The following is a 21,607-nucleotide window of genomic DNA, read 5'->3' on the forward strand; positions in this document are numbered from 1 at the left end:
TTGGAGAGAGAAAGTGATTTTCCGAGAAAAAACTTGTAACAAGAACGAGGAATTGGCAGTCAAACGATTAGAGTGCTAAAAAAGGGGAGACACAATGAAACAATATGATTCCAACGTCCAAGGAGCTTTGGACATTGCACAGACAGAGGCCATGAGGAGACAAAATACAGAAATCACTCCTTACCATTTGGTTTGGGGGTTTATGACCCTGCCAACTTCTGTTTCTGGCAAAACATTAATTAAGTATAAATCGACAGTGGATGAATTTTTAAAGAAACAAGCCCGTGCCTCTGGAGAGATTCCTTTTGAGTCCCTTAGGACCTCACCCAAGTTGGCTCAATGGTTTACGATGGCTTCTTCTCGGGCCGCAGAAAATGGACGTGAAGAACTGAAAGAGGCTGACTTTCTTAAATTTTTACCGCAGGTCCTTCCTGAATTAAAGATCAATTATGAAGATTTGCAGGTAAAGGAAACGGATGAAGAAGTACCTAACTTTCTTGTGAATTTGAATGATTTGGCAAGAGAAGGGAAACTAGATCCTGTCATTGGAAGGAGCAAAGAGATTCGTTCCGTGATGGAGATTTTGGGAAGAAGGTCAAAGAACAATCCTGTGTTAGTTGGTAGTGCGGGAGTTGGTAAAACTGCCATTGTAGAGGGTCTTGCGGAACAAATTGTAAAAGGAAGAGTTCCCGATGTACTCAAAGGAAAAACCATTTATTCTTTGGATATGGGCCAACTGATGGCTGGGACAAAATACCGCGGTGAGTTTGAAGAAAAACTAACTGCCTTACTTCGGTACATTAAAGGCCAAGCAGGAGAAGCAATTCTTTTTATAGATGAGATCCATCAATTGGTGGGAGCCGGTAAAACAGACGGGGCAATGGATGCCGCCAATCTTTTGAAACCAGCTTTGGCAAGAGGAGAACTCCATTGTATTGGTGCAACCACTCAGGATGAATTTCAAAAGTACATTTTAGGTGACCAAGCTTTAGAAAGAAGATTCCGGGCGGTTCCAGTGAATGAACCTAGTAAGGAAGATGCCATCGAAATTCTTATGGGGATTCGTGATAAACATGAAATCCACCATGGGATTAAAATTTCGGATGAAGCGATTTATGCATCTGTGCTTTTGTCTGACCAATATATTACCGATAAATTTTTGCCGGACAAGGCAATCGATTTAGTGGATGAAGCAGCATCTGCTTTAAAACTTTCAGCTGAAGCAATGCCTACGGAACTTGTGGAATTGGAGAGCGAAATTCGTTCCAAAAAAATCTTTGCTCAAGTAGAAAAGAAAAATGAAGAGATCTTAAAGGAAATCGAAAGTTTAGAAAAAAAATTCCAAGCTGGCAAAGTTGTTTGGGAAAAAGAAGTAAATTCGTTAAAACAAATAGCTTCTATCAAAAATAAAATTGATCGAGTGAAATTTGATTTGGACGCTGCCCAACAAAGAGCGGACTATACTGAGGCTTCTCGTTTGAAATATGCGGTCCTTCCTGAATTGGAAAAAGAACTTAGTAATTTCCAAAACAGTTGGATTTTAGAAAGAAATCATATAGCGGCTGTTATTTCTAGACAAACAGGAATCCCAGTAGAGAAAATTCTAAAAACGAAACAAGATAATTTGCTTCATTTGGAAGAAGATTTGAATACTGTTGTTTATGGTCAGAAGGAATCCATTCGCGAAATTGCGGATACTCTTCTTACTTCTTATGCCGGTATATCTTCAGATTCAAGACCACTTGGATCTTTTTTACTGAAAGGACCTACCGGAGTAGGAAAAACTGAAACTGCAAAAGCCATTGCCAAATTTTTATTCGATCAAGAAACAAATTTGGTTCGTCTGGATCTTAGTGAGTATTCGGAAAAACATTCTGTTGCAAAACTGATTGGAGCACCTGCGGGTTATGTTGGTTATGACGAAGGTGGAATTCTTACGGAAGCCATTCGAAGAAAACCTTACTCCGTAGTTCTTTTTGATGAAGTAGAAAAGGCACATCCTGATTTTTCTGACATCCTACTTCAAATTTTGGATGAAGGTAGATTAACTGATAACAAAGGTAGAACTATCAATTTTAAAAATACCATTGTGATTTTGACTACGAATTCAAAAAACATTGAGATGGATTTTAAGCCAGAAGTTTTGGGAAGATTGGATGCGATTCTAACCTATCATTCGTTAGATTCTTCGATTATGGAGAAACTAATTGAAAAACAAGTTCGTCAGTTGAATGAACGTTTGAAGGTAAAAGGAATTGTCATCGAACTTTCGGAAAGCACAGAACATATTTTGCGAGAACAAGGTTTTGATCCAAAATTTGGTGCAAGGCCCCTTGGCAGTGTGTTCAATCGAATTGTCAATCGTCCTTTAGCAAAAGAAATTTTAGCTGGATCCATTGGTGAAGGAACCTACCGAGCCGATTGGAATGGGGAGCTATTACAATTTGCACCCATTCCTGAGCCAGTCGGATTCAAGAAGTAAATTTTCAAAACTTTGAAATGAATCCAAGGATAGTGGTTCTATCCTTGGATTTTTTTAGTCTAAAGTCTACTCTATGACAAATCTCAAAATCTCATCTGTTTTGAAATCCAACCAATCGGTCTCCGTCCCACAGTTGGGACTTGGCGTTTGGAAATCTCGTCCGAAAGAATGCCTAGATGCTGTCAAATCAGCTTTATCACTGGGATATCGCCATATTGATACTGCTGCCATCTATGGAAACGAATCGGAAGTGGGCGCGGCAATCAAAGAAAGTGGTGTAAATCGAAGTGATATCTTTCTTGTCACAAAACTTTGGAATGCCGACCAGGGTTATGATTCCGCATTACGTGCGATAGATGTTTCTTTAAATAAATTGGATACAGATTATGTTGATATGTATTTAATTCATTTTCCTGTCTCAGGGAAAAGAAAGGAATCGTGGAAGGCACTGGAAAAGATAAAAGCAGATGGAAAAGCAAAATCCATAGGGGTAAGTAATTTTATGGTTTCACATCTTGAGGAACTATTAAAAGAAACTGGAACCGTCCCTGCAATGAACCAAGTGGAATACCATCCTTTTTTGCAGGATATCGAGTTAAAAGAGTATTGTTTGAAAAAAGGAATTCTACTCGAAGCATACAGCCCTCTTGCTCATGGGCAAAAGTTGGAAGACCCTCGGATCACAGCACTTGCAAATCGTTATCAAAAATCAAATGCACAAATATTAATTCGATGGTCTTTACAAGCAGGGCATGTGGTGATCCCAAAATCAAAAAATCCAGTTCGTATTAAAGAAAACGCAGATGTATTTGATTTTGTTTTATCAGATGAAGATATGTTGGAAATTTCCAGTTGGAATGAAAACTTCCGGACTTGTTGGGACCCCACCACTGTGGAATGATGGGACCGAAGGATATAGATTTATCTTTTTATTTTTTAGAAAAAACAAGGACTGCCGATTGACGGTTGTCCTTGGTTCCTAAGTAACCATAACCAAATGGAAAGGGAAGAGTATTGTCATTTGAATGATCACTCAAACTTTTTAATTCTGGTTGGGTTTCTGGGGTGACAGCTCCAGATAGATTCCATGATTTTTCATACCTTCCAAAAACTTGACGATTCCAACTTTCTTCTGGAAAAAATCGAATCGGAAAGCCTGATTCATCTTGGACAATAAATTCTGCATTTTTGAGCAACAGTTCTCTAAATAATTTTCTTTTTTCACCATGAAATAAATATTCTGCTGACTTTGTAAAGATTCCTATATTGGAAAGATTTGAAAAGTATTCATATAAGCCATCACCTGAAGTTCCTTCATTCCCAATTAAGAATATTTTAAAATAGGTAAGTGATTCTTGTTTATGCAGTTTTGTATCATAAAGGGAGATTGTAAATCCCTTATAAGTAATGCCTTTGCCTTCAATTGTTTCTTCTTTGGAATCCAGAATTTCTTTACCCATACGACGAAGGAAGGCGACAAATACAGGGTAAGCTCCATTGAGTTCCTTTTTCTTTGTTTCTTCTTTCATTTTTCGGTAAGTAAAGTAATTTCTTCCAGCTAGGTGATCAGAGAGATTTCTAATTCCTTGTTTAACTATTTGTTTTTCTTTTTCTGAAAGTGAACTGTATGAATTTGGATAACCAGGATCTTCTAATCCAAAAAGAATATAACGATCGGCGTTAGGATAAAATGAGAAAAGATTTAAAACATCAATTCCACTAAATGGATAAACAACGGTTTTAACTTTGGGTTGATAGTTTTTTCCTTTAAGGAAGTCGGTGATCGTATCTCTAGTGTTTGTTAGTTTTCTCCAACTGAGATCCATTTCATTTTTGTGAAGAATGTCTGTGTCCGTAAGACCTGCCCATTCATCATAAACGTGAGTTTCGGCAAACGCGATTTCTGTTTTCTTTTCTTGGAGTTGGCATTGAAGGGTTAAAAAAAATAAGCAAATAATTAATTTCTTCGTCATATCTTGTCGGTAGGTTTTGTATGGAAATCAGCGAGGCTATCGATAAAGTACTAAGTGCAAAGAAGGAGTTGGAAGCTGCCTGGGATGGAAACCCATTGCCTTCTTTTGTTTTAGACAATCATCTTAAGATCCTCAGATGCAATGCTTCTGCGACGGAACTTTTTCAGACATCTTTTTTTCATCTTTTAGGTAAGGATTTCGTTGAACTATTTTGGAAAGAAGAAATCCAAGAGGAGATCCGAAACTCGTTAGTTCGTAGGTCAGAAAAATCTTCATTTCCTGTAATCCTTTCTCGTTTGGGAGGTTCCTTCCAGCTGCTTTCTCAAGCTATATCTGAAGATCGGAGCGTTGTTTACATTGTAAATCTAGATACAATTCGTGTTCCTGAAAATCGAGAGGAGGAGGTCCGGCTCAAATTAGCTTTAGAAAGTGGACAAAGTGGAGTTTGGGATTTTTCGCTTCGTTTAGGTAAGGCTTATTTTAGTCCTGAATACGCGAGAATGTTAGGGTTTGAACCGGAACGTTTCCCACAAAATTTTTCCCATTGGGAGACTTTGGTCCACTGGGAAGACCGTGAACAAATTCGATCCTTATTTGAAAACTATCTCAACGGTTCCATTGATTCTCATGATTTAGAAATTCGAATGTTTACAAGGTCAGGAAAAACCATTTGGGTTTGGAGTCGTGGCAAGGTTGTCGAAAGAGACGAAAATGATCTACCAGTGCGTGTGATCGGAACTCATATTGATATAACAGAACGTAAAAAAACAGAGATCCGAACAGAAGCTGTGATTGAAATCGGTCAAAAAATTTCTCTGATGGAAAGTGAAGACAGCATCTTACTTCTGGCTTTGAAATATTCCTTGCAACTAACGGAAAGTAATTGGGGTGTCGTTCGTATTTGTCGTGATGGACTTGTCATTAAAGAATCTGGTCTGTATACGATGAGAGACCAATCTAATTCTGTATTTGTACCTATCGATTCCACAACCACTTTACCACATATAATTCGAGAATTGCCTCTTAAATTTAATTTAAAAGATAATGAATCGATTGAACTAGCCCTTTATAATAAACGAACTGAATATGAGAGTATCGATTTTAAAGAAGTGGAATTACTCGGTACAGAACTAGTACATATTATCATTCGGAAAAGAACCGAAGATTTGCTTTTGGCAAGTGAGTGGAATCTGCAATCTATTGTCGAATGTTCCCCGAATGGTATATTGATTTTAGTTGATGGTAATATTCAATTTTATAATCGAAGCTCAGAGATTCTACTCTCGCAGAACAAAAATCAGATGAGAAATAAAAAAGTGTCTGAAATATTTGGTTTTTTAAATGGTGAAGATCCTTTTGAGTTCATTCAATCGTTATCAAATAACGGATTTGCACCTGATCAAAATGTCGTAGAAAAAAATATAATCCTTTCGAATGGTCAAAAAAAATGGATTAGTTTTTGGGCGATAGAGATCATATATAATGGGGAAATTTCTATTTTAGTTTATTTAAATGATCTTTCAAAAGCAAAAGATACAGAAACACAATTGTTGCAAAGTGAAAAGTTGGCAACAATCGGTCAATTGGCGGCCGGGGTAGCGCATGAGATAAACAATCCAATGGCATTTATTTCAAGTAATTTGGAAACGATGAAGCGATATCATAAACAGCTTGCTACAGTAATGGCAAATGTACATTCAGTGCTTCAGAAAAACCATATGGATCCTGCGATTTCAAAAATTCTAACTGATTGGGATCGTAATGATCTATCTAATGTTCTTTTGGATACATCTGATATTTTGGAGGAGTCAATTGACGGTGCTAGTCGTGTTGTTGAAATTGTTCGTAATATCAAAAGTTTTGCTCATGTAAATAAAGAAGAAAATTTTGTTCGTTGTAATTTGAATGAGGTGATCAATTCCGCCATTAATATTAGTCATCATAATATAAAATACGATAGTGTGGTTGAGTTTTCCTTTGATAAAAATCTTCCCGAAATATTTTGCCATCCGCAAGAGATTGGCCAGGTGTTTATAAATTTACTAGTGAATGCTGGCCACGCAATTGAAGAAAAGAAAAACCATGGTTTGTTTCCTGATACCCAGGGCGAAAAACCAGGAAAAATTGAAATCAAAACTAAGTGTATTTATTCTGAAAACAACCAACAATTTGCTGAGATAAAGATTAAAGATAACGGAATTGGAATTCCTGAAGACATCCAGTCAAGAATCTTTGATCCTTTTTTTTCAACGAAAGAAACTGGTGAGGGAACTGGACTTGGTTTGTCCATCAGTATGGATATCATTCGAAAACATAAAGGGAAAATTGATTTGGAAAGTGTACGTTGTGAAGGAACAACGTTTTCGATTTTGTTGCCAACAAATCTGGAGGATTAGTATGGTTCCGAGTAGCATAGACCAATTGATACAAGAAGTAGAGTCTCAAGTAACGGACGTTAAGAAAGATGAGAAAGTTTATAAAATTGTCATGGTAGATGATATTAAATCAATTTCTTCTTCCATGAAACGAGAGTTAACCTTTGTCGCACGTAAATTAGACAATGTTAAATTGTCGATTGTAGATATTCAAGATCCTGAAATTGCTTATGAGTATTTGCAAAAGTGTAGACCCGATCTTCTTATTTCTGATGTTAAGATGCCATACCTAACGGGCGATAAATTAGTGGAAGCGGTAAAAAAACTTTATCCTGATTTACCTGTAATTGTTGTGACTGGGTTTGCCACAAAAGAAAACATTCTTTCTGTTTATAAATCGGATAAAAACAGTATCATTTTATCGAAGCCCTGGGAACCGGAGAGGCTTGTAGGTGCTGTGAACCAAATGTTGGGAACTAATTTCCAGTGGAACGATTGATCACCTGCATTTGCCTTGAACAAAAAAAAACCGGCCCGGGAAACCCCGAACCGGTCAATGGTTCCTAAAAAGAAAGCCGAATGGTTTTATTCTCCGACAGCAACTTCCGCTTCGGTAGAGAAACTAACTGGTTGTTTTGATTTTGTTTCTTTAGTTTCCTTTGGATCCCTTTCTATGGATTTTACTTCTCTCGTTTGGATTTTGGATTGGTCCATCAGAGGGAGGCTGTTGAGATCCCGAACTTGGTTTTCGATTTTAAATGCAATGTCTGGATTTTCGAGAAAGAAGTTTCTGACTTGTTCCTTTCCTTGTCCAATCTTCTCTCCACCGTAAGAATACCATGAACCAGCTTTGGCAACAAGGTCATGACGAACCGCAAGATCAATGAGAGAACTTTCTCTGTTGATTCCATTCGCATACATGATGTCGAACTCTGCTTGTCGGAATGGAGGGGCACATTTGTTTTTGACCACTTTCACTCGAACGCGGTTTCCAACAGGTTCTTCCTTTTCCTTTAGAGTTTCGATACGACGGATGTCCAATCGGATGGATGCATAGAATTTTAATGCGTTTCCACCGGTAGTGGTTTCTGGACTACCGAACATCACTCCAATCTTCATACGGATTTGGTTGATAAAGATGACTGTGGTATTGGATTTCGCAATGGTTCCAGTGAGCTTACGTAGGGCTTGGGACATGAGTCGTGCTTGGAGACCCATATGAGAATCTCCCATATCCCCTTCAATCTCTGCCTTTGGAACAAGTGCAGCCACGGAGTCTATGACAATGAGGTCGATGGCATTGGAACGAACGAGGGACTCACAAATTTCCAGAGCCTCTTCCCCGTTGTCCGGTTGGGCCACGAGTAGGTCGTCTACGTTGACCCCGAGTTTTTTAGCATATGATGGATCGAGAGCGTGTTCTGCATCGATGAAGGCAGCAATGCCTCCTTTTTTTTGCGTCTCTGCAATCGCAGAAAGAGTGAGGGTTGTTTTACCAGAAGATTCTGGTCCGTAGATTTCTACAATCCGACCGGAAGGAAACCCGCCAATTCCCAAGGCGATGTCTAAATCCAAAGATCCAGTGGATACGACGCTCATTTCTGCCATGCGTGTATCAGCACCAAGGCGCATAATGGAACCCTTACCGAATTGTTTTTCGATTTGGCCTAGGGCAGCGTCAATGGCCTGCTTTCTTTGGTCGGTTTCTTTTTCTTGAGCCTTGTCAGCTTTCTCTTTTTTCATGAATCAAACGTTCTCCTAAAATCGGTGTTCCGAAAGACTAGGTAGGGGACTAGGTCAGTTGGTCTCAAAAAAACAGATCTGACCGACTCTCTCAAGGATGAACCCATCCCTTCCGAATTCCACTCTTTTTCTCTTCCAGATTGGCTCCAGTATGCATGAGACCTGGGACAAATTAGAAAGGTGAGGGAATTTTTTCTGGATTATGTCTTTTTTTTGTCGTTTTCAACACTAAACAAAATGTAAGTACTTGTATAGTATTTTTTTGCCGTAGGAGAAAGAAAACTTTGCCGATAGTTTCTTTGTATGACCCTGCCAGCTCTTGAAGTCCAAATCCCTGACCATTTTCCCCAAGCCATGGCTGAACTTTTCCGAAGTTACCGAACTTATCTTAAAATTGAAAAAAATTATTCGGAACATACTCTATTTGCCTATTTGCGTGATTTGAAATTTTTCTTTGAGTTTTGTTTGAAAGAGGAAATTGACATTTTGAGTGTTGATGTCTTAGATGTGAGGGCTTATTTTGCTGATTTAAAATCGGCGAAAAAACAAGACAAAAGAACCCAAAGCCGTAAACTTTCTTCCTTACGTACTTTTTATAAATTTTTATTCCGCGAAGAAAAGATAGGTGCCAATCCTATTTTACAAGTCAGTTTTCCTAAAACAAAAAAGAAGTTACCGAAAAACTTCACACCGATCGAAACGGAAGACATCCTGGATTATGAAGATGGTGATAAAGCAGAAGTTCTAGGGAAAAGAGACAAAGCCATTGTGGAAGTATTGTACAGCACTGGCCTTCGAGTATTCGAGTTAGTCAATGCAAAGTTAAGCGATCTGAATCATGAATTAACATCACTTAAAGTGATGGGAAAACGTCGTAAAGAACGCTTTGTATTTATTGGCGAAGAAGCACAAAATGCACTCCGAGAGTATTTGGAAGAAAGAGGAACGGACGGCCCTGAGGAAATCTTTTTAAACCAACGTGGCGGAAAACTCACCACTCGTGGGATTCGTTATATTTTATCGGAACGAAGAACTGTGATGGGAATGGAAAAAGCCATCACACCTCATAAATTTCGACATACCTTTGCGACTGATCTTTTGAACGCCGGTGCAGACATTCGCGCCGTACAAGAGTTACTCGGTCATGCATCTTTATCTTCTACACAAGTATATTTGAGCGTTTCGAGAGACCGGTTGAAAGAAGTGTATCGGAACGCCCATCCTCATGCGAAGAAGTAGGGATTGGATTTAAGTTCCGCGCGCGGATAGAATCTCCCCGCCCTGATTAGGGTGGGGAACTAGACCCGCCACCCAATACGCTCCCTTTACCATAACCCCCTTTTTTTCGAAACCAAATCTCCTTTTCGTCTTAAAAAAATAACCTATTTGTTCGCCTTTCGGATCTATTTTGGATTTTATTATTGTTGACTATAAAAATATATAAGGCTATAATTATAGTCATGCCTCAGAATTTGGAAAAAAATTTGGAAACCCTTCGGCAATTTCCCTTAAAGGAAAGAAAGTTTGCCAAAACCCGGACCAACCTTACCTTCGCCTTCCTCTCCGAACTAGAAACAAAAACCTTTGAAGAGATAAAAATCAAAGACCTTTGCCAAATGGCAGAAGTATCAGAGCCAACGTTTTACAATTATTTTCCAGAAAAGGGAGATTTAATCCTCCATTACATTCAAATTTGGAGTTTGCAAGTTTCAGTTTTTGCTCATGAAAAAAAATTAGCTGAATCTGGGTACGGTATCCTTTCCGCTTTATTTCGTTATACGGCAAAAGAGTCCAAAAAAAATCCAAGAATCCTTTTAGAGATTATTTCTTTTCAAGCGAAAACCAAAAAGCCGATTCAAATCAACAGGTTAACAGTCGCTGAACGAGTGTTACTTTTCCCTGAAACACCTGGGATCGAAAATCTAGCGGCCGATGGAATCGAAGGAATCATCCAGAAAGCACTCACTGTTGCAGCAAAAAATGGAGAACTTCCCGAATCTACCAATTGGCAATCTTTTTCATTGTCCATCGCTTCCTGTTTTTTTGGAATTCCTATCCTTGCTTTTCAATTAAACCAAAACTTGGAAAAACTTTGGTTAGATTCGCTTCAATACTTGTGGTTGGGTGCAGGTGGGAAAATTGAAAATTAAGAGTCACTAATCATTTATATATCTATATGATAAAGAAGGAAAAAACTAATGAAGTATTTTGATCAAAAATGGTTTTTGTTGTTGGTAGGTGGACTATTGATAGGGTTCACAGGGATGAATTGGAACATACCCATTTTTGTTTGGGTTGCAATGGTTCCTTTTTTGCGTTACATGCGACTTGGATACTCTGTTTGGACTTTGTTCTTTGTTATGACATTGTTTCAAACGTTATCTACAATGAGAATCGTTTCAGAGCCATTTCATATTATGATTGCTGTGCTATCTGGAATTCAAAGTGGGATCGTTTTTACACTGTTACTTTGGATTTGGAACCAACTTCGGGTAAAATTCTCGAATCAATTGTCATCTATTTTAAATTTTTCATTTCTTTTTATGATCACAGAATGGATTGGAGGTTCCTTCTCCGAGTTAGGTGTTTGGGGAATGTTTGCAAATAGCCAAATTAACAATTTAATTTTGATACAATCGGCTTCGTTGTTTGGTGCCACTGGAATTAGTTTTTTAATTTATTTTGTGAACGGAAGTATAGAACAAACTTTATCTGATTTCCTTTCGACTAAAAAAATTTCAAAATCATCCTTTCTTTTTCTTTTTACCTCTTGTTTTCTCTTGATCGGTTTGTATTTTTATGGTACGTTCCGTTTGACCATACCGATTGAAGGAAAAAGTATAAAAGTAGGCACTGTGACATCCAAAATGGAAATTCAAACCATGTGGTCAGATCCTTTACAGAATCAAAAAAATACTGAAATTGTTTTAAATCGCACCAAACAAGCCGCAGATGAAGGTGCAGAGGTAGTTGTTTGGAATGAAGGAGCAATTCTCGTCAATCGAAAGGATGAGGATTCCTTTCTGAAAAGAGTAAGCTCTCTTGCCTTAGAAAATAAAATCGAAATCATTGCCGCCTACATTATTCCTTTAAAGGAAAATGAATTTTTTATGGAAAACCAATTGCATTGGGTTGGAAAAGACGGAACCTTTCGCCAAATTTATTTCAAACAATTCATTCCACCGGGAGAAGCAATCTCCCATATTCCTTCCGAAATCAAAGCCCTTGATTTGGGTTGGGGAAAAGTTTCTGTTGCCATCTGTTATGATTTCGATAATCTCAAATTAACTAAAAAACATGGAGAATTGGGAACAGGAATTAGTTTGATCCCTGCTTCTGATTGGAAAGGAATCAATCCATTTCATACGGAAATGGCTGCTCTCCGAGGGATAGAAAATGGTTCTTCCATTGTTCGTTCCACTCGAGGAGGTTTGTCAGGAATTTATGATGCTTACGGGCGCGCCAAAGGTACACTCGATTATTTTGAAGAAAATGATGGGGTGCTTGTCGCCTCTGTTCCAACAATCCAAACCTCTACAGTTTACAATCTATTTGGAAATTGGATGGTGGGGATTGGCTCATTCTATTTTCTTTTAGGCAGTATTTTCATTGTAGTGCATGTACTAAAGAATAAAAACTAACAGAGATTTGGGTAAAGCGATAAGGGGTGATTTTTTTGTTTAGAAAAATTCTAAATATTTGATTGAATTAAATTTCCTTTTTGTCATCATTTGTAGTTTGTGAATTCCTAATATAGTCATTGGGAATTTGCAAAGGATGTTTCATGACTCTAGTCGCTGATAAATCCATCTTGCTTGTGGAGGATGAAGCCCTCCTGGCAATGTTTGAGAAAAACCAATTAGAACAAGGTGGTTATCTCGTCACCCATGTTACAAATGGTGAAAATGCCATTCAATTGGTCATCCGTGAAGAAAAACCTTTCGATCTAATTCTTATGGACATAGATCTCGGAAGAGGGTTGGACGGTACACAAACTGCTACAGAAATTTTAAACCATAGAGAAATCCCTGTTGTATTTCTTTCTTCTCATACAGAGAGAGATATCGTTAAAAAAACAGAAACAATTACATCATATGGTTATGTGGTTAAAAACTCTGGATTTACTGTACTTGATGCTTCTATTAAAATGGCGTTCAAACTTTTTGAAGCTAATGAATTAACGAAAAGTAAAAAAGAACATCTAGAGACAGTCTTGCATTCAATTGGTGATGGTGTCATCGCCACAGATAGTGATGGAAAAATCATTCGAATGAATCCTATTGCCGAAAAACTGACTGGTTGGACGCATGATGATGCAGTGGGACTTGAAATAAATCGAGTATTCAGAATTGTGAATGTAAAGACCAGGGCTTTAGTAGAAAATCCTGTTGATAAAGTCCTACGAACCAACTCAATCGTAGGACTTGCAAATCATACGGTCCTACTTTCTAAAGATGGATCAGAATACCAAATTTCTGATTCAGGATCTCCCATAAAAGATTTAAATGGTGATACGAGAGGGGTTGTACTTGTCTTTCGTGATATCACTGCAGAATACAATGTACAAAGCCATATTGCGAAACAGGCAAATATGTTGAATAATGTATTGGATGCTGTAATCGGAACTGATTTTAATCATCGAATCAACTATTGGAACAAAGCTGCGGAGAAAATTTATCTTTGGAAAGCTGAAGAAGTGATGGGAAAATCCGTTTTAGATGTTCTGCATACGGATTATCTTAGCCTAACAGCTGATCATGTCATAGAAAAAGTAAATTTGGAAGGCAGTTTTATTGGAGAAGTAGTTCAGTTTGCAAAGGATGGTAACATCCGAAATATTGAAATCAACCAAGTTCTGTTAAACGATGAAAGTGATTTGCCGATTGGTTACATTGCAGTAGGAAGAGATATTTCTGAACGCTTGAATGCTATGAATCATATCAGAGAATCAGAAGCAAAACTCACTCAAATCATTGAATCTGCAATGGATGCAATCATCAGCATTGATCAATCTAAAAAGATCATTCTTTTTAATGGAGCTGCGGAAAAAATGTTTGGATACCAAGCTTCGGAAATCATTGGACAACCCTTAGATGGTTTGGTACCACTCGGATTTCGAAACCAACATGAAAGCCATATTGATTCATTTTCTAAAACAGGAGTGAGTCGTCGAGCTATGGGAGCTCTTGGTGAAATTCGCGGGCTTCGATCTAATGGAGAAGAGTTTCCCATCGAAGCATCCATTTCACAAATTTCAGTAAAAGGTGAAAAATTATTCACTGTGATCCTAAGAGATGTTAGTGTTCGAAATTTATCAGAATCAAAAATTCAAAAACTATTACATGAAAAGGAAAACATACTGAAAGAAATTCACCATCGTGTGAAAAATAATATGAGTTCCATCTTTACGCTTTTAACTCTACAGGCAAGGGCTCAGTCGGAAAGTAATGTACAAACCATTCTATACGAAGCGGCAGGTCGTATCAAAAGTATGATTGTATTGTATGATAAATTGTATCATTCGGAAACTGATAACTCAGTCTCATTACAGGACTATTTTCCGGCAATTTTCACAGAAATCGTAAACATCTTCCCAAAAGTTGTAGAAGTAAAGATGGATATTTTGGAAGAGCCAATTGAACTAAATGCAAAACTTCTTTCTTCCCTTGGGATCATCCTGAACGAACTCATTACTAATTCAATGAAACATGCGTTTGGAGAAATAACAAATGCAGAAATTGGGCTAAGAATTTTTCGTGAAGGTAAAAAGATATTTTTAGAATACTCTGATAACGGAGTGGGGATACCTGAATCAATTTCATTCGATCACTCACCTGGGTTCGGATTACAATTGATTGGGATGCTTGTTGATCAGATCGAAGGTAAAATTAGCATTGTTAGAAATCCAATGTCTAAATTTCTTTTAGAACTATCTGTTTGAACTATTATAGATTCTTTTCCAAAAATATTCTAATTTTAAGAAAATAGATACGAATTTATTGTTTACCAACTCTTGGGTTCGGCTCCCATTCTCACATGGGCCAACTCCAATTCTTCGTGGTATTGTGTTATTCAATTCCATTTCTAGTGATTCTTTTTCCTATCGGTTTGTCTTTCTCTTACATCTTTAAGATCACAGGTCTTGATCGCTGGTCGAATCGGATCAATAATTATCTGGGATATTTTTGGTATCGTTCTTTTTTCCTACTCACAGGTAGAACTTTAGAATTCAAACAAGGCAACTGGGACCCTAATGGGAACAATCGCTTTTTAATTTGTAATCATACAAATGCGATGGAAGTCCCACTCATCGTTGCTCTTCCTTATTTATCGAATTCAAAAGATGTAAAGTTATCTTATTTAGGTGGAGATATCATTCAAAGGTATAAAATCATTCCACTTATGATGCATAAGACGATTGTAGAAGCAGTGATCTATTCTGAAAAAAAACCGAATTTCAGAAATTTCAAAACTGATGTTCTCAGAGTTTTAAAAACAAGGTCTATCTTTTTGTATCCGGAAGGAGAAAGGACTTTTACAGAAGAAATCAAACCGTTTCAAACTGGTGTGATGAAGATTGCATATAAATTTGATGTTGATTTGGATGTATTTGTTGTTAGCGGGATGATGGGGTATTCCAACCTTCCCGAATACTCTTATTTGAAAAAAACAAAAACTGTATATTTTCATTTTTGTGGTTCCATTAAAGCAAAAGATTTTTCTACTTTTGAATCATATTTATCAGAAGCAGAAACACTTATGAGAAATAAAAAGAAGGAAATTGAAGAGCTGGAAAAAGCTGCCGTTATTGCTTAACGGCTAACTTCTATTTTTTATCTTGGTAATGTTTTTGTAAATGCCACTAGTTGGTCTAAGGCAGTACCCCATCCATCCATAAAGCCCATGTCTTCATGTTGTTTTTTTGTTTCAGGGTCTTTATGTTTGGCAATTGCTTTATATTTTGTCGCAGTTCCAATTGATTCCATTGTAACAAATGCAGTCATGAAACTATTTCCAGAAGGCCTAAAACCTGAAAGTAGGCTGTCGGTGAAAACCAATTTTTCTAGCGGAACCACTTCCAGAAAACAGCCGTTATTTGGAAATTGGTTGCCTTCAGGTGATTGCATCAAAGTGTAAAACTCGCCACCAGGTTTTAAATCGATTCGACAATCAATTGTTTTCCATGGAACAGGAGTAAACCACTGTTTTAACTGCTCTGGCTTTGTCCAAGCATTCCAAACCATTTCCACTGGTACTTCAACGATTCTTTCCAACACCAAATCCAATTCGGGATTGATTGTTTCATTTGATTCTAACTTCATGTTTTCCCCCGCGTTTTTAATAAAAATGAGTCCAATTGGTTTAACCTAGTTTCCCATTGTGACTTTTGTACCTGTAACCAATTTTCCATAACTGAAAATGGATTTTGGTTCAAATAACAAATCCGAACCCTTCCTACTTTTTCCGTATAGATCAGTTGGGAAGATTCCAAAATATCCAAGTGTTGCATAAAAGAAGGCATTGCCATCGAAAATGGCGAAGCCAAATCACTCACACTTGTTGGTCCTATTCCTAAACGCTCGATGACTTGTCGCCTTGTCGGATCTGATAAGGCATGCAAAACAACATCAATGCTGTAGTTCCTTTTGACCATATAGGCATTCTAAATGATTTCAATACTTAGGTCAACACCTAAGTATTGAAATTTTGAAATTTTAAAAGTTAGTTTTCGATGAGATCTATTTCCATTTGATGGAAAAGGTAAGTTGATGGAAAATTCCAGCCCCAGTCGTAAAAATACCAATCCCAAATTCCAACCCCTTTTCTTTGGAATTCAATGGATTCTGGCCATTGGATGGATCGCTGTCTTTGTCGGTTCGGCTTCAGCTTTTTTCCTCGTGACATTAGAAAAAGTAAGTCAGTTACGTGAATTACATTCCTCGTTGGTTTATTTTCTTCCTTTAGCGGGATTCACCATTGGTTGGTTTTATTTTCACTATGGAAAAAATGTAAGTAAGGGAAATAATCTACTCATTGAAGAAATTCATTCTCCTACATCGATCATTCCGATTCGAATGGCTCCATTTGTATTTTTAGGAACTATCATAACCCATTTATTTGGTGGTTCTGCAGGGAGGGAAGGGACAGCTGTGCAAATGGGGGGAGCCATTTCCCATCAGCTGGTTCGTTTGTTTCCTTTGAAAATTAAAGACCAACAAACTTTGATTATACTAGGAATTAGTGCGGGATTTAGTTCAGTATTTGGAACTCCATTGGCAGCTACTATTTTTTCTATTGAAGTAATTCGGATTGGAAATTATAGATGGAATTTATTTTTCCCTTCTTTGGTAACAGCATATCTTTCGCATTGGGTTTGTTTGTTTTGGGGAGTTGGTCATTCTCATTATCCAAAAATTCTTTTCGACTTAAATGGGACTATCATTGTTTTTTTAGTGGTCATCGCAATATTCTCTGGTTTAGTTGCTCGGTCATTCAGTTGGTTTGTTCACAATCTGTCTCAATGGCTTTCTGATTGGGTAAGGTATCCTCCTCTTCGACCTTTTGTTGGTGGAATTGTTATTATCCTTTTGATTGGATTTGGACTTAGCCCAATTTATTTGGGTCTTGGACTTCCCACAATTCAAGCAGCATTTCAAATTCAATTGCCAATAGAAACTTTTCTTTTGAAGATACTAGTAACGGTTGTTACGATTGGTTCTGGTTTTAAAGGAGGCGAGGTGACACCTTTGTTTTTTATAGGTGCCAGTTTAGGAAATATTTTTGGTTATTTTGATCACAGTCATTTATCTTTGTTTGTTGCTCTTGGTTTTATATCTGTTTTTGCAGGGGCAAGTAATACTCCTATTGCATCTGCGATCATGGGAATGGAATTATTTGGATGGGAAGCCGGAATTCTTTTTTTTATGGCTACTTGGATCGCTTATATTGCTTCTGGTCATACCAGTATTTACCAGTCGCAACTCATTGGGAAACCAAAACTATTGAGTAGGTCTTCCGATCTTGGTAAAAAAATATCGGATTTAAAAAAATAAATTTAGAATTAAATTTTCTTCTATCAATTTGAAAGGTCTGAAGTCGGAGAAAAAATGTGTTATTTCTCTGTCAATCTAAGCATAAATTTTGGGCAGTAAACTCTTGTTTATTGGTCCAGTTTTAGAAACATTGGTACCATTTTAAATTTGTATTCTAAGTTTCCTGGTAGTGCACGGCCTAATTCCTAGAAACTTTCAAAAAAACATCACCATTCGGGTGTTTTACTGGGACCACTCCCAACTGTCTTTATTTTGTAATGTTAGGTTAGGAGTTTGGCAAAATCCTATTAAATTTTCTAAAAAAAAAATTGTTTTTACAAATTTGAAAATGGGATTACTTTGAATTGTTTCTCCTAATACAAGGCTTAGTTGGAAAAAAAAATATGAAAACGAAAATGATCCTTATCCCAATCCTCCTATTTTCCTTACAATGCAGTCGTTTCCAATTTGGTTCGAATGCAACAAATGACCAAACTGCTGGTGCAGTGGTGACTTTTTTGCAGGGAAATATCACCATCCTATCACAAGGAAAAGAATCCAAAGCAAAAATTGGAGATGTCGTTCGACCAGGGGACCGGATACTTTCCAAACTAGGAAGAGTCGATTTACAAACTTACAGAGGTGAAGTGATCCGGATCAAAGACAATTCTGATGTATTGTTTCGAGACATCGCTGGAGAAAACCGTCCCAATACCGAACTTCATTTATGGGCAGGAAACCTCCTTGTAAAATCAGTAAAACTAAAATCTTCACAAAATCTTTCTGTAACTTCACCTACGATGGTGGCTGGTGTCCGTGGAACAGTATTTTCATTTGAATTAGAAAAGGGATCCGTTCCTAAAGTGAAAGTTTATGAAGGAGCCGTTTCGGTAGCCTTTAAAACTTCTCCTAAATTAGTAGAAATCAATGAAGGTCTGTCTGTGGAGAATTACAACCGTTTGGTGAAAACTCTAGAAGAAAATGAAGTTGTTTTGGAACCTGGTGAACGTTTGGAAGTAAATCCAAATTTAAATGAACTTGTGTATTTGATCAATGCAAAAGTGGCAGCCAATGCATTAACAAACGAAGAATTAACAGGTTTTTCCGATTTTGATAATGGATTGTCCAAAAAAGAAAGTGTTGTCACTCCTCAAGAAAAAGCCGAAGCAGAAACTCTTGTTTCCATTCGTTCGGAAACAATACAAAAACAAATCGAATCGCCCAAAGATAACTCATCAAATCCATCAGAAGTAGCGGTTGCGACAATCGAAAAAGAACATGCTGGAAAAAGAGAAGAAGCTTTGAATAAAATTGCTGCTGATGCTGCGAAAACCGGATTTGATGATGAAGAAGAAATTCACAATCATTATAGTGTTTTGGAAACAATTCATAAATCAAACGGAGATGTTCTCTCTGGTGCAGTAGTCGCTCAGTTAGGTGATATTTTTATTGTTCATTCGACAAAAGGTGTGTTTCAACTTTCAATTGATGATATTGAATATGTGGAATACAAAAATTTCTCAGTAAAAACCAAAGTAAAAAAATAAAGGTTCATAAGGAAAAAATAGACTTATTTTCCTTTTTCGCAAAGTCACCGAAGATCTAAGGGATAACAAAATTTCCTAGGTCTTCATTTTTTTTATTAAAAAGTAACAGTGATCAGTTGGGTGCTTCCGACTGATTTTATAAAAATCGCAAAAACTCTCTACCAAATGGGAGATCTCAGCCTAATGCGACAAAGTAAATTGTTGAATCAAGGTAAAACCAGAATTTAAAAAACTCAATCTTAGTAAAACTACCAAAAATGAAACTATGGAAATTAATTTCCATCCGAATCGAAAATTCAGATTTCAAACCTAGGAAACGGTAAACTATTTACAAAATATAGAAAACACCTAAGATCGATCCTTATGAGTATACGCCAAAGGGTTTCTCTTTCCATCGCCGGAATTTTATTTATTGGATTTGTTGTGTTAACCACATTTCAAATCTATCGCACAGCCACTGACCTAAATGCCGAAATTAAGGAAAATTCAAAAGTCACTTCTGAAAAATGGTCTTTTGAAATCCAAGAACATCTCAATGCCATGATGGGGGTGATTCGGGGATTCCGATTTGCTTTGTTTTATACCTCACCTCCTCGAGAATCTATGATCAGTAGTATGAGAGAGATCCTTGAACGTAACGATGATATTTTTGCTATTTGGCTTTGTTATGAACCGAATGCCTATGAAGGACGAGATGTTGCTTTTGCAGGAAAACCTGGCCATGATAAAACGGGGAGATTTATCCCCTATATCCATCATACACCGGATGGAAAAATCAGTTTGGAGCCATTGGTGGATTACGATAATCCGAATGGAGCAGGTGATTATTACCTTCAAGTTAAAAAATCAAATAAGGCAAAAGTATTTGGACCTTACGAATATTTGGCGGGTGGAAAAAAAATTCAAATGATTTCACTTGTTGTACCAATTTACCCAAAGGGTAAATTTTTAGGAGCTGCGGGTATTGACTTAGATATTGCAACACTCCAGGAAAAAATTGGAGAGACTAGACCTTTTCGGGGACAAGGAAGAATAGCATTTTTGTCATCTAATGGAACTTATGTGATGTATGGTCAAGACCAGACCAAATTAGGAAAAAAAATAGAAAATCCGGATCATCTTAAATATTATTTAGAGAATCTTAAATTGGGGAAAAGTTTTACAATCCAACATGATGGATATACAGATTATTTTTCACCTTTTCATATTGGAAAAGATCCGCAATTTTGGGCTTTACAAGTAAGTATCCCTGATTCGATTTTTAGCGATCAAATTACAAAAGTGATTCTTAGTTCCACTTTGATCTCCATTGCTATTTTAGTAGTGGTTTTGTTTTTTCTTAACTTTGTATTTAAAAAACAAATCAGCAATCGTTTGGAAAGGGCGATGGAATTTTCATCTCAAATTGCAAATGGAAACTTGGCGATCAATGCAGAAGAAATTAATCAGGATGAAATTGGTAGTTTACTACATTCAATGAATCGAATGAAGAATAGTTTGGTTTCTATCATTGCCGACATAAAATCCACTGTTGAAAAACTAGGCAGTCAATCGAACAAGATGGCGTCCACTTCACAAAACCTTTCTGACACATCACAAGCCCAAGCTTCTGCCGCTGAAGAATCCTCCGCTGCTGTTGAAGAATTATCTGCTTCAGCTGATAATGTTGGTAAGTCGATGGAGGATGCTGTTGTCAAAATGAAAGAGATCGATAAATCAGTGTTAACTCTCAGAGAAGAAGTCCAGAATATTAATAAGGAAATGGAGTATCTCGCTAAGTTTGCATCTGAATCGAGAGAACATGCAGTAGTGGGTGAAACTGCAATGAATGAATCCACAAAAGCTATGGAAGACATCGGAGAAAAAGCCGAACGAATTAGTGAAGTATTGGATATCATAACGGAAATTTCTGAAAAAACCAATTTATTGGCCTTAAATGCAGCAATTGAAGCAGCAAGAGCTGGCGATGCAGGAAGAGGGTTTGCCGTAGTTGCAGAAGAGATTGGGAAACTTGCATTACAAACTGGTGCTTCGGTAAAAGAAATTGGTGATCTAGTTATCTCTACAAACTCAGCTGTCGAAAATGGAAACAGAAAGGTGACTGAGGCGGCCCAAGTATTAAATTTACTGAATAGCCGAGTGAAAGAATTTGAAACATCCGCAACGAGGGTTCTGGAATCAGTTCTATTACAAGAAAATAATGCGAAAGACATCGCTCAAAATTCAAATCTACTCACCAACTTAAACTTACAAATTGAAGATGCAGTATTTGAACAAAAAAGAGCAACGGAAGAGATATCCAAAACAATTATAAGTATCTCGAATGGAACCCAAGATGTAGCCACTGGATCTGACCAGTTAACGATTGTTGCTGCAGAAATTGCTTCTCAAGCTTCCTACCTTTCCACTCAGGTAGAAAGGTTTAAGCTAAAGTAATTTTATTAGTTTTAGTTCT

Annotated in this window: 16 protein-coding genes; 12 read left to right on the forward strand and 4 right to left on the reverse strand. The window is 37.2% G+C overall.

The annotated features are described in order from the left end of the window. The first annotated feature begins 94 nt into the window (after nucleotides 1–94). Complete coding sequence (locus EHR01_RS11245) at nucleotides 95–2,482, forward strand: ATP-dependent Clp protease ATP-binding subunit (protein WP_135694881.1); 2,388 nt, start codon at nucleotides 95–97, stop codon at nucleotides 2,480–2,482. A 73-nt stretch (nucleotides 2,483–2,555) separates the two neighbouring features. Beyond that, a complete protein-coding gene (locus tag EHR01_RS11250; protein WP_135694882.1) occupies nucleotides 2,556–3,383 on the forward strand; it encodes an aldo/keto reductase in 828 nt (275 codons plus the stop codon). 28 nt (nucleotides 3,384–3,411) lie between these two features. Here the strand turns inward: EHR01_RS11250 and EHR01_RS11255 are convergent, their stop codons facing one another. Continuing rightward, entirely contained in the window at nucleotides 3,412–4,455 is a 1,044-nt protein-coding gene (locus EHR01_RS11255; protein WP_135694883.1) for a hypothetical protein, read from the reverse strand. 20 nt (nucleotides 4,456–4,475) lie between these two features. Between EHR01_RS11255 and EHR01_RS11260 the strand changes: the two genes are divergently transcribed. After that, nucleotides 4,476–6,851, forward strand: coding sequence for an ATP-binding protein (locus EHR01_RS11260; protein WP_135694884.1), 2,376 nt, complete (start codon nucleotides 4,476–4,478; stop codon nucleotides 6,849–6,851). Nucleotide 6,852: 1 nt separating this feature from the next. Further along, complete coding sequence (locus EHR01_RS11265) at nucleotides 6,853–7,329, forward strand: response regulator (protein ID WP_135694885.1); 477 nt, start codon at nucleotides 6,853–6,855, stop codon at nucleotides 7,327–7,329. A gap of 86 nt (nucleotides 7,330–7,415) precedes the next feature. On the opposite strand, the gene recA is transcribed toward EHR01_RS11265, so the two are convergent. Beyond that, the gene (gene recA / locus EHR01_RS11270; protein ID WP_135694886.1) at nucleotides 7,416–8,573 is read right to left on the reverse strand and encodes a recombinase RecA; all 1,158 of its coding nucleotides are present in this window, start codon (nucleotides 8,571–8,573) and stop codon (nucleotides 7,416–7,418) included. 303 nt (nucleotides 8,574–8,876) lie between these two features. Here recA and xerA point away from each other — a divergent pair, with 303 nt between their 5' ends. From xerA to EHR01_RS11295, 5 genes are all read left to right on the forward strand, one after another. After that, a complete protein-coding gene (gene xerA / locus EHR01_RS11275; RefSeq protein ID WP_135694887.1) occupies nucleotides 8,877–9,812 on the forward strand; it encodes a site-specific tyrosine recombinase/integron integrase in 936 nt (311 codons plus the stop codon). Between the two features lie 221 nt (nucleotides 9,813–10,033). Beyond that, complete coding sequence (locus tag EHR01_RS11280) at nucleotides 10,034–10,723, forward strand: TetR/AcrR family transcriptional regulator (RefSeq protein WP_135694888.1); 690 nt, start codon at nucleotides 10,034–10,036, stop codon at nucleotides 10,721–10,723. Between the two features lie 48 nt (nucleotides 10,724–10,771). Continuing rightward, entirely contained in the window at nucleotides 10,772–12,214 is a 1,443-nt protein-coding gene (locus EHR01_RS11285) for a nitrilase-related carbon-nitrogen hydrolase (RefSeq protein WP_135694889.1), read from the forward strand. Nucleotides 12,215–12,357: 143 nt separating this feature from the next. Continuing rightward, nucleotides 12,358–14,514 carry a PAS domain S-box protein gene (locus EHR01_RS11290; protein WP_135694890.1) on the forward strand — a complete coding sequence of 719 codons (2,157 nt, stop codon included), beginning with the start codon at nucleotides 12,358–12,360 and terminating at the stop codon, nucleotides 14,512–14,514. Nucleotides 14,515–14,609: 95 nt separating this feature from the next. Then, nucleotides 14,610–15,389: a 1-acyl-sn-glycerol-3-phosphate acyltransferase gene (locus EHR01_RS11295; protein ID WP_135694891.1), complete on the forward strand. Its 780-nt coding sequence runs from the start codon at nucleotides 14,610–14,612 to the stop codon at nucleotides 15,387–15,389. A gap of 17 nt (nucleotides 15,390–15,406) precedes the next feature. Here EHR01_RS11295 and EHR01_RS11300 read toward each other — a convergent pair whose 3' ends face one another. Continuing rightward, on the reverse strand, nucleotides 15,407–15,895 hold the full coding sequence (locus tag EHR01_RS11300; protein ID WP_135694892.1) for an SRPBCC family protein: 489 nt from the start codon (nucleotides 15,893–15,895) through the stop codon (nucleotides 15,407–15,409). Then, complete coding sequence (locus EHR01_RS11305; protein WP_135694893.1) at nucleotides 15,892–16,227, reverse strand: ArsR/SmtB family transcription factor; 336 nt, start codon at nucleotides 16,225–16,227, stop codon at nucleotides 15,892–15,894. The genes EHR01_RS11300 and EHR01_RS11305 overlap by 4 nt, the downstream gene beginning before the upstream one ends. 115 nt (nucleotides 16,228–16,342) lie before the next feature. Here EHR01_RS11305 and EHR01_RS11310 point away from each other — a divergent pair, with 115 nt between their 5' ends. The 3 genes from EHR01_RS11310 to EHR01_RS11320 all read left to right on the forward strand — a co-directional run bounded on the left by EHR01_RS11310 (nucleotide 16,343) and on the right by EHR01_RS11320 (nucleotide 21,588). Further along, nucleotides 16,343–17,626 (forward strand): chloride channel protein, encoded by a 1,284-nt coding sequence (locus tag EHR01_RS11310; RefSeq protein ID WP_135694894.1) that lies wholly within the window; start codon nucleotides 16,343–16,345, stop codon nucleotides 17,624–17,626. A 383-nt stretch (nucleotides 17,627–18,009) separates the two neighbouring features. Then, the gene (locus EHR01_RS11315) at nucleotides 18,010–19,152 is read left to right on the forward strand and encodes a FecR family protein (RefSeq protein WP_135694895.1); all 1,143 of its coding nucleotides are present in this window, start codon (nucleotides 18,010–18,012) and stop codon (nucleotides 19,150–19,152) included. 363 nt (nucleotides 19,153–19,515) lie between these two features. Next, nucleotides 19,516–21,588: a methyl-accepting chemotaxis protein gene (locus EHR01_RS11320; protein WP_135694896.1), complete on the forward strand. Its 2,073-nt coding sequence runs from the start codon at nucleotides 19,516–19,518 to the stop codon at nucleotides 21,586–21,588. Nucleotides 21,589–21,607: the final 19 nt, after the last annotated feature.

Source organism: Leptospira mtsangambouensis, assembly GCF_004770475.1.
Lineage (GTDB): Bacteria > Spirochaetota > Leptospiria > Leptospirales > Leptospiraceae > Leptospira_A > Leptospira_A mtsangambouensis.

Bases quoted from the DNA above. Each gene is read 5' to 3' on its own strand.
- EHR01_RS11320 (WP_135694896.1), top strand. From the start codon at position 19,516: ATGAGTATACGCCAAAGGGTTTCTCTTTCCATCGCCGGAATTTTATTT.
- EHR01_RS11305 (WP_135694893.1), bottom strand. From the start codon at position 16,227: ATGGTCAAAAGGAACTACAGCATTGATGTTGTTTTGCATGCCTTATCA.
- EHR01_RS11260 (WP_135694884.1), top strand. From the start codon at position 4,476: ATGGAAATCAGCGAGGCTATCGATAAAGTACTAAGTGCAAAGAAGGAG.
- EHR01_RS11290 (WP_135694890.1), top strand. From the start codon at position 12,358: ATGACTCTAGTCGCTGATAAATCCATCTTGCTTGTGGAGGATGAAGCC.
- EHR01_RS11255 (WP_135694883.1), bottom strand. From the start codon at position 4,455: ATGACGAAGAAATTAATTATTTGCTTATTTTTTTTAACCCTTCAATGC.
- EHR01_RS11295 (WP_135694891.1), top strand. From the start codon at position 14,610: ATGGGCCAACTCCAATTCTTCGTGGTATTGTGTTATTCAATTCCATTT.
- EHR01_RS11280 (WP_135694888.1), top strand. From the start codon at position 10,034: ATGCCTCAGAATTTGGAAAAAAATTTGGAAACCCTTCGGCAATTTCCC.
- EHR01_RS11315 (WP_135694895.1), top strand. From the start codon at position 18,010: ATGAAAACGAAAATGATCCTTATCCCAATCCTCCTATTTTCCTTACAA.
- recA (WP_135694886.1), bottom strand. From the start codon at position 8,573: ATGAAAAAAGAGAAAGCTGACAAGGCTCAAGAAAAAGAAACCGACCAA.
- EHR01_RS11250 (WP_135694882.1), top strand. From the start codon at position 2,556: ATGACAAATCTCAAAATCTCATCTGTTTTGAAATCCAACCAATCGGTC.
- EHR01_RS11245 (WP_135694881.1), top strand. From the start codon at position 95: ATGAAACAATATGATTCCAACGTCCAAGGAGCTTTGGACATTGCACAG.
- EHR01_RS11310 (WP_135694894.1), top strand. From the start codon at position 16,343: ATGGAAAATTCCAGCCCCAGTCGTAAAAATACCAATCCCAAATTCCAA.
- EHR01_RS11265 (WP_135694885.1), top strand. From the start codon at position 6,853: ATGGTTCCGAGTAGCATAGACCAATTGATACAAGAAGTAGAGTCTCAA.
- EHR01_RS11285 (WP_135694889.1), top strand. From the start codon at position 10,772: ATGAAGTATTTTGATCAAAAATGGTTTTTGTTGTTGGTAGGTGGACTA.
- xerA (WP_135694887.1), top strand. From the start codon at position 8,877: ATGACCCTGCCAGCTCTTGAAGTCCAAATCCCTGACCATTTTCCCCAA.
- EHR01_RS11300 (WP_135694892.1), bottom strand. From the start codon at position 15,895: ATGAAGTTAGAATCAAATGAAACAATCAATCCCGAATTGGATTTGGTG.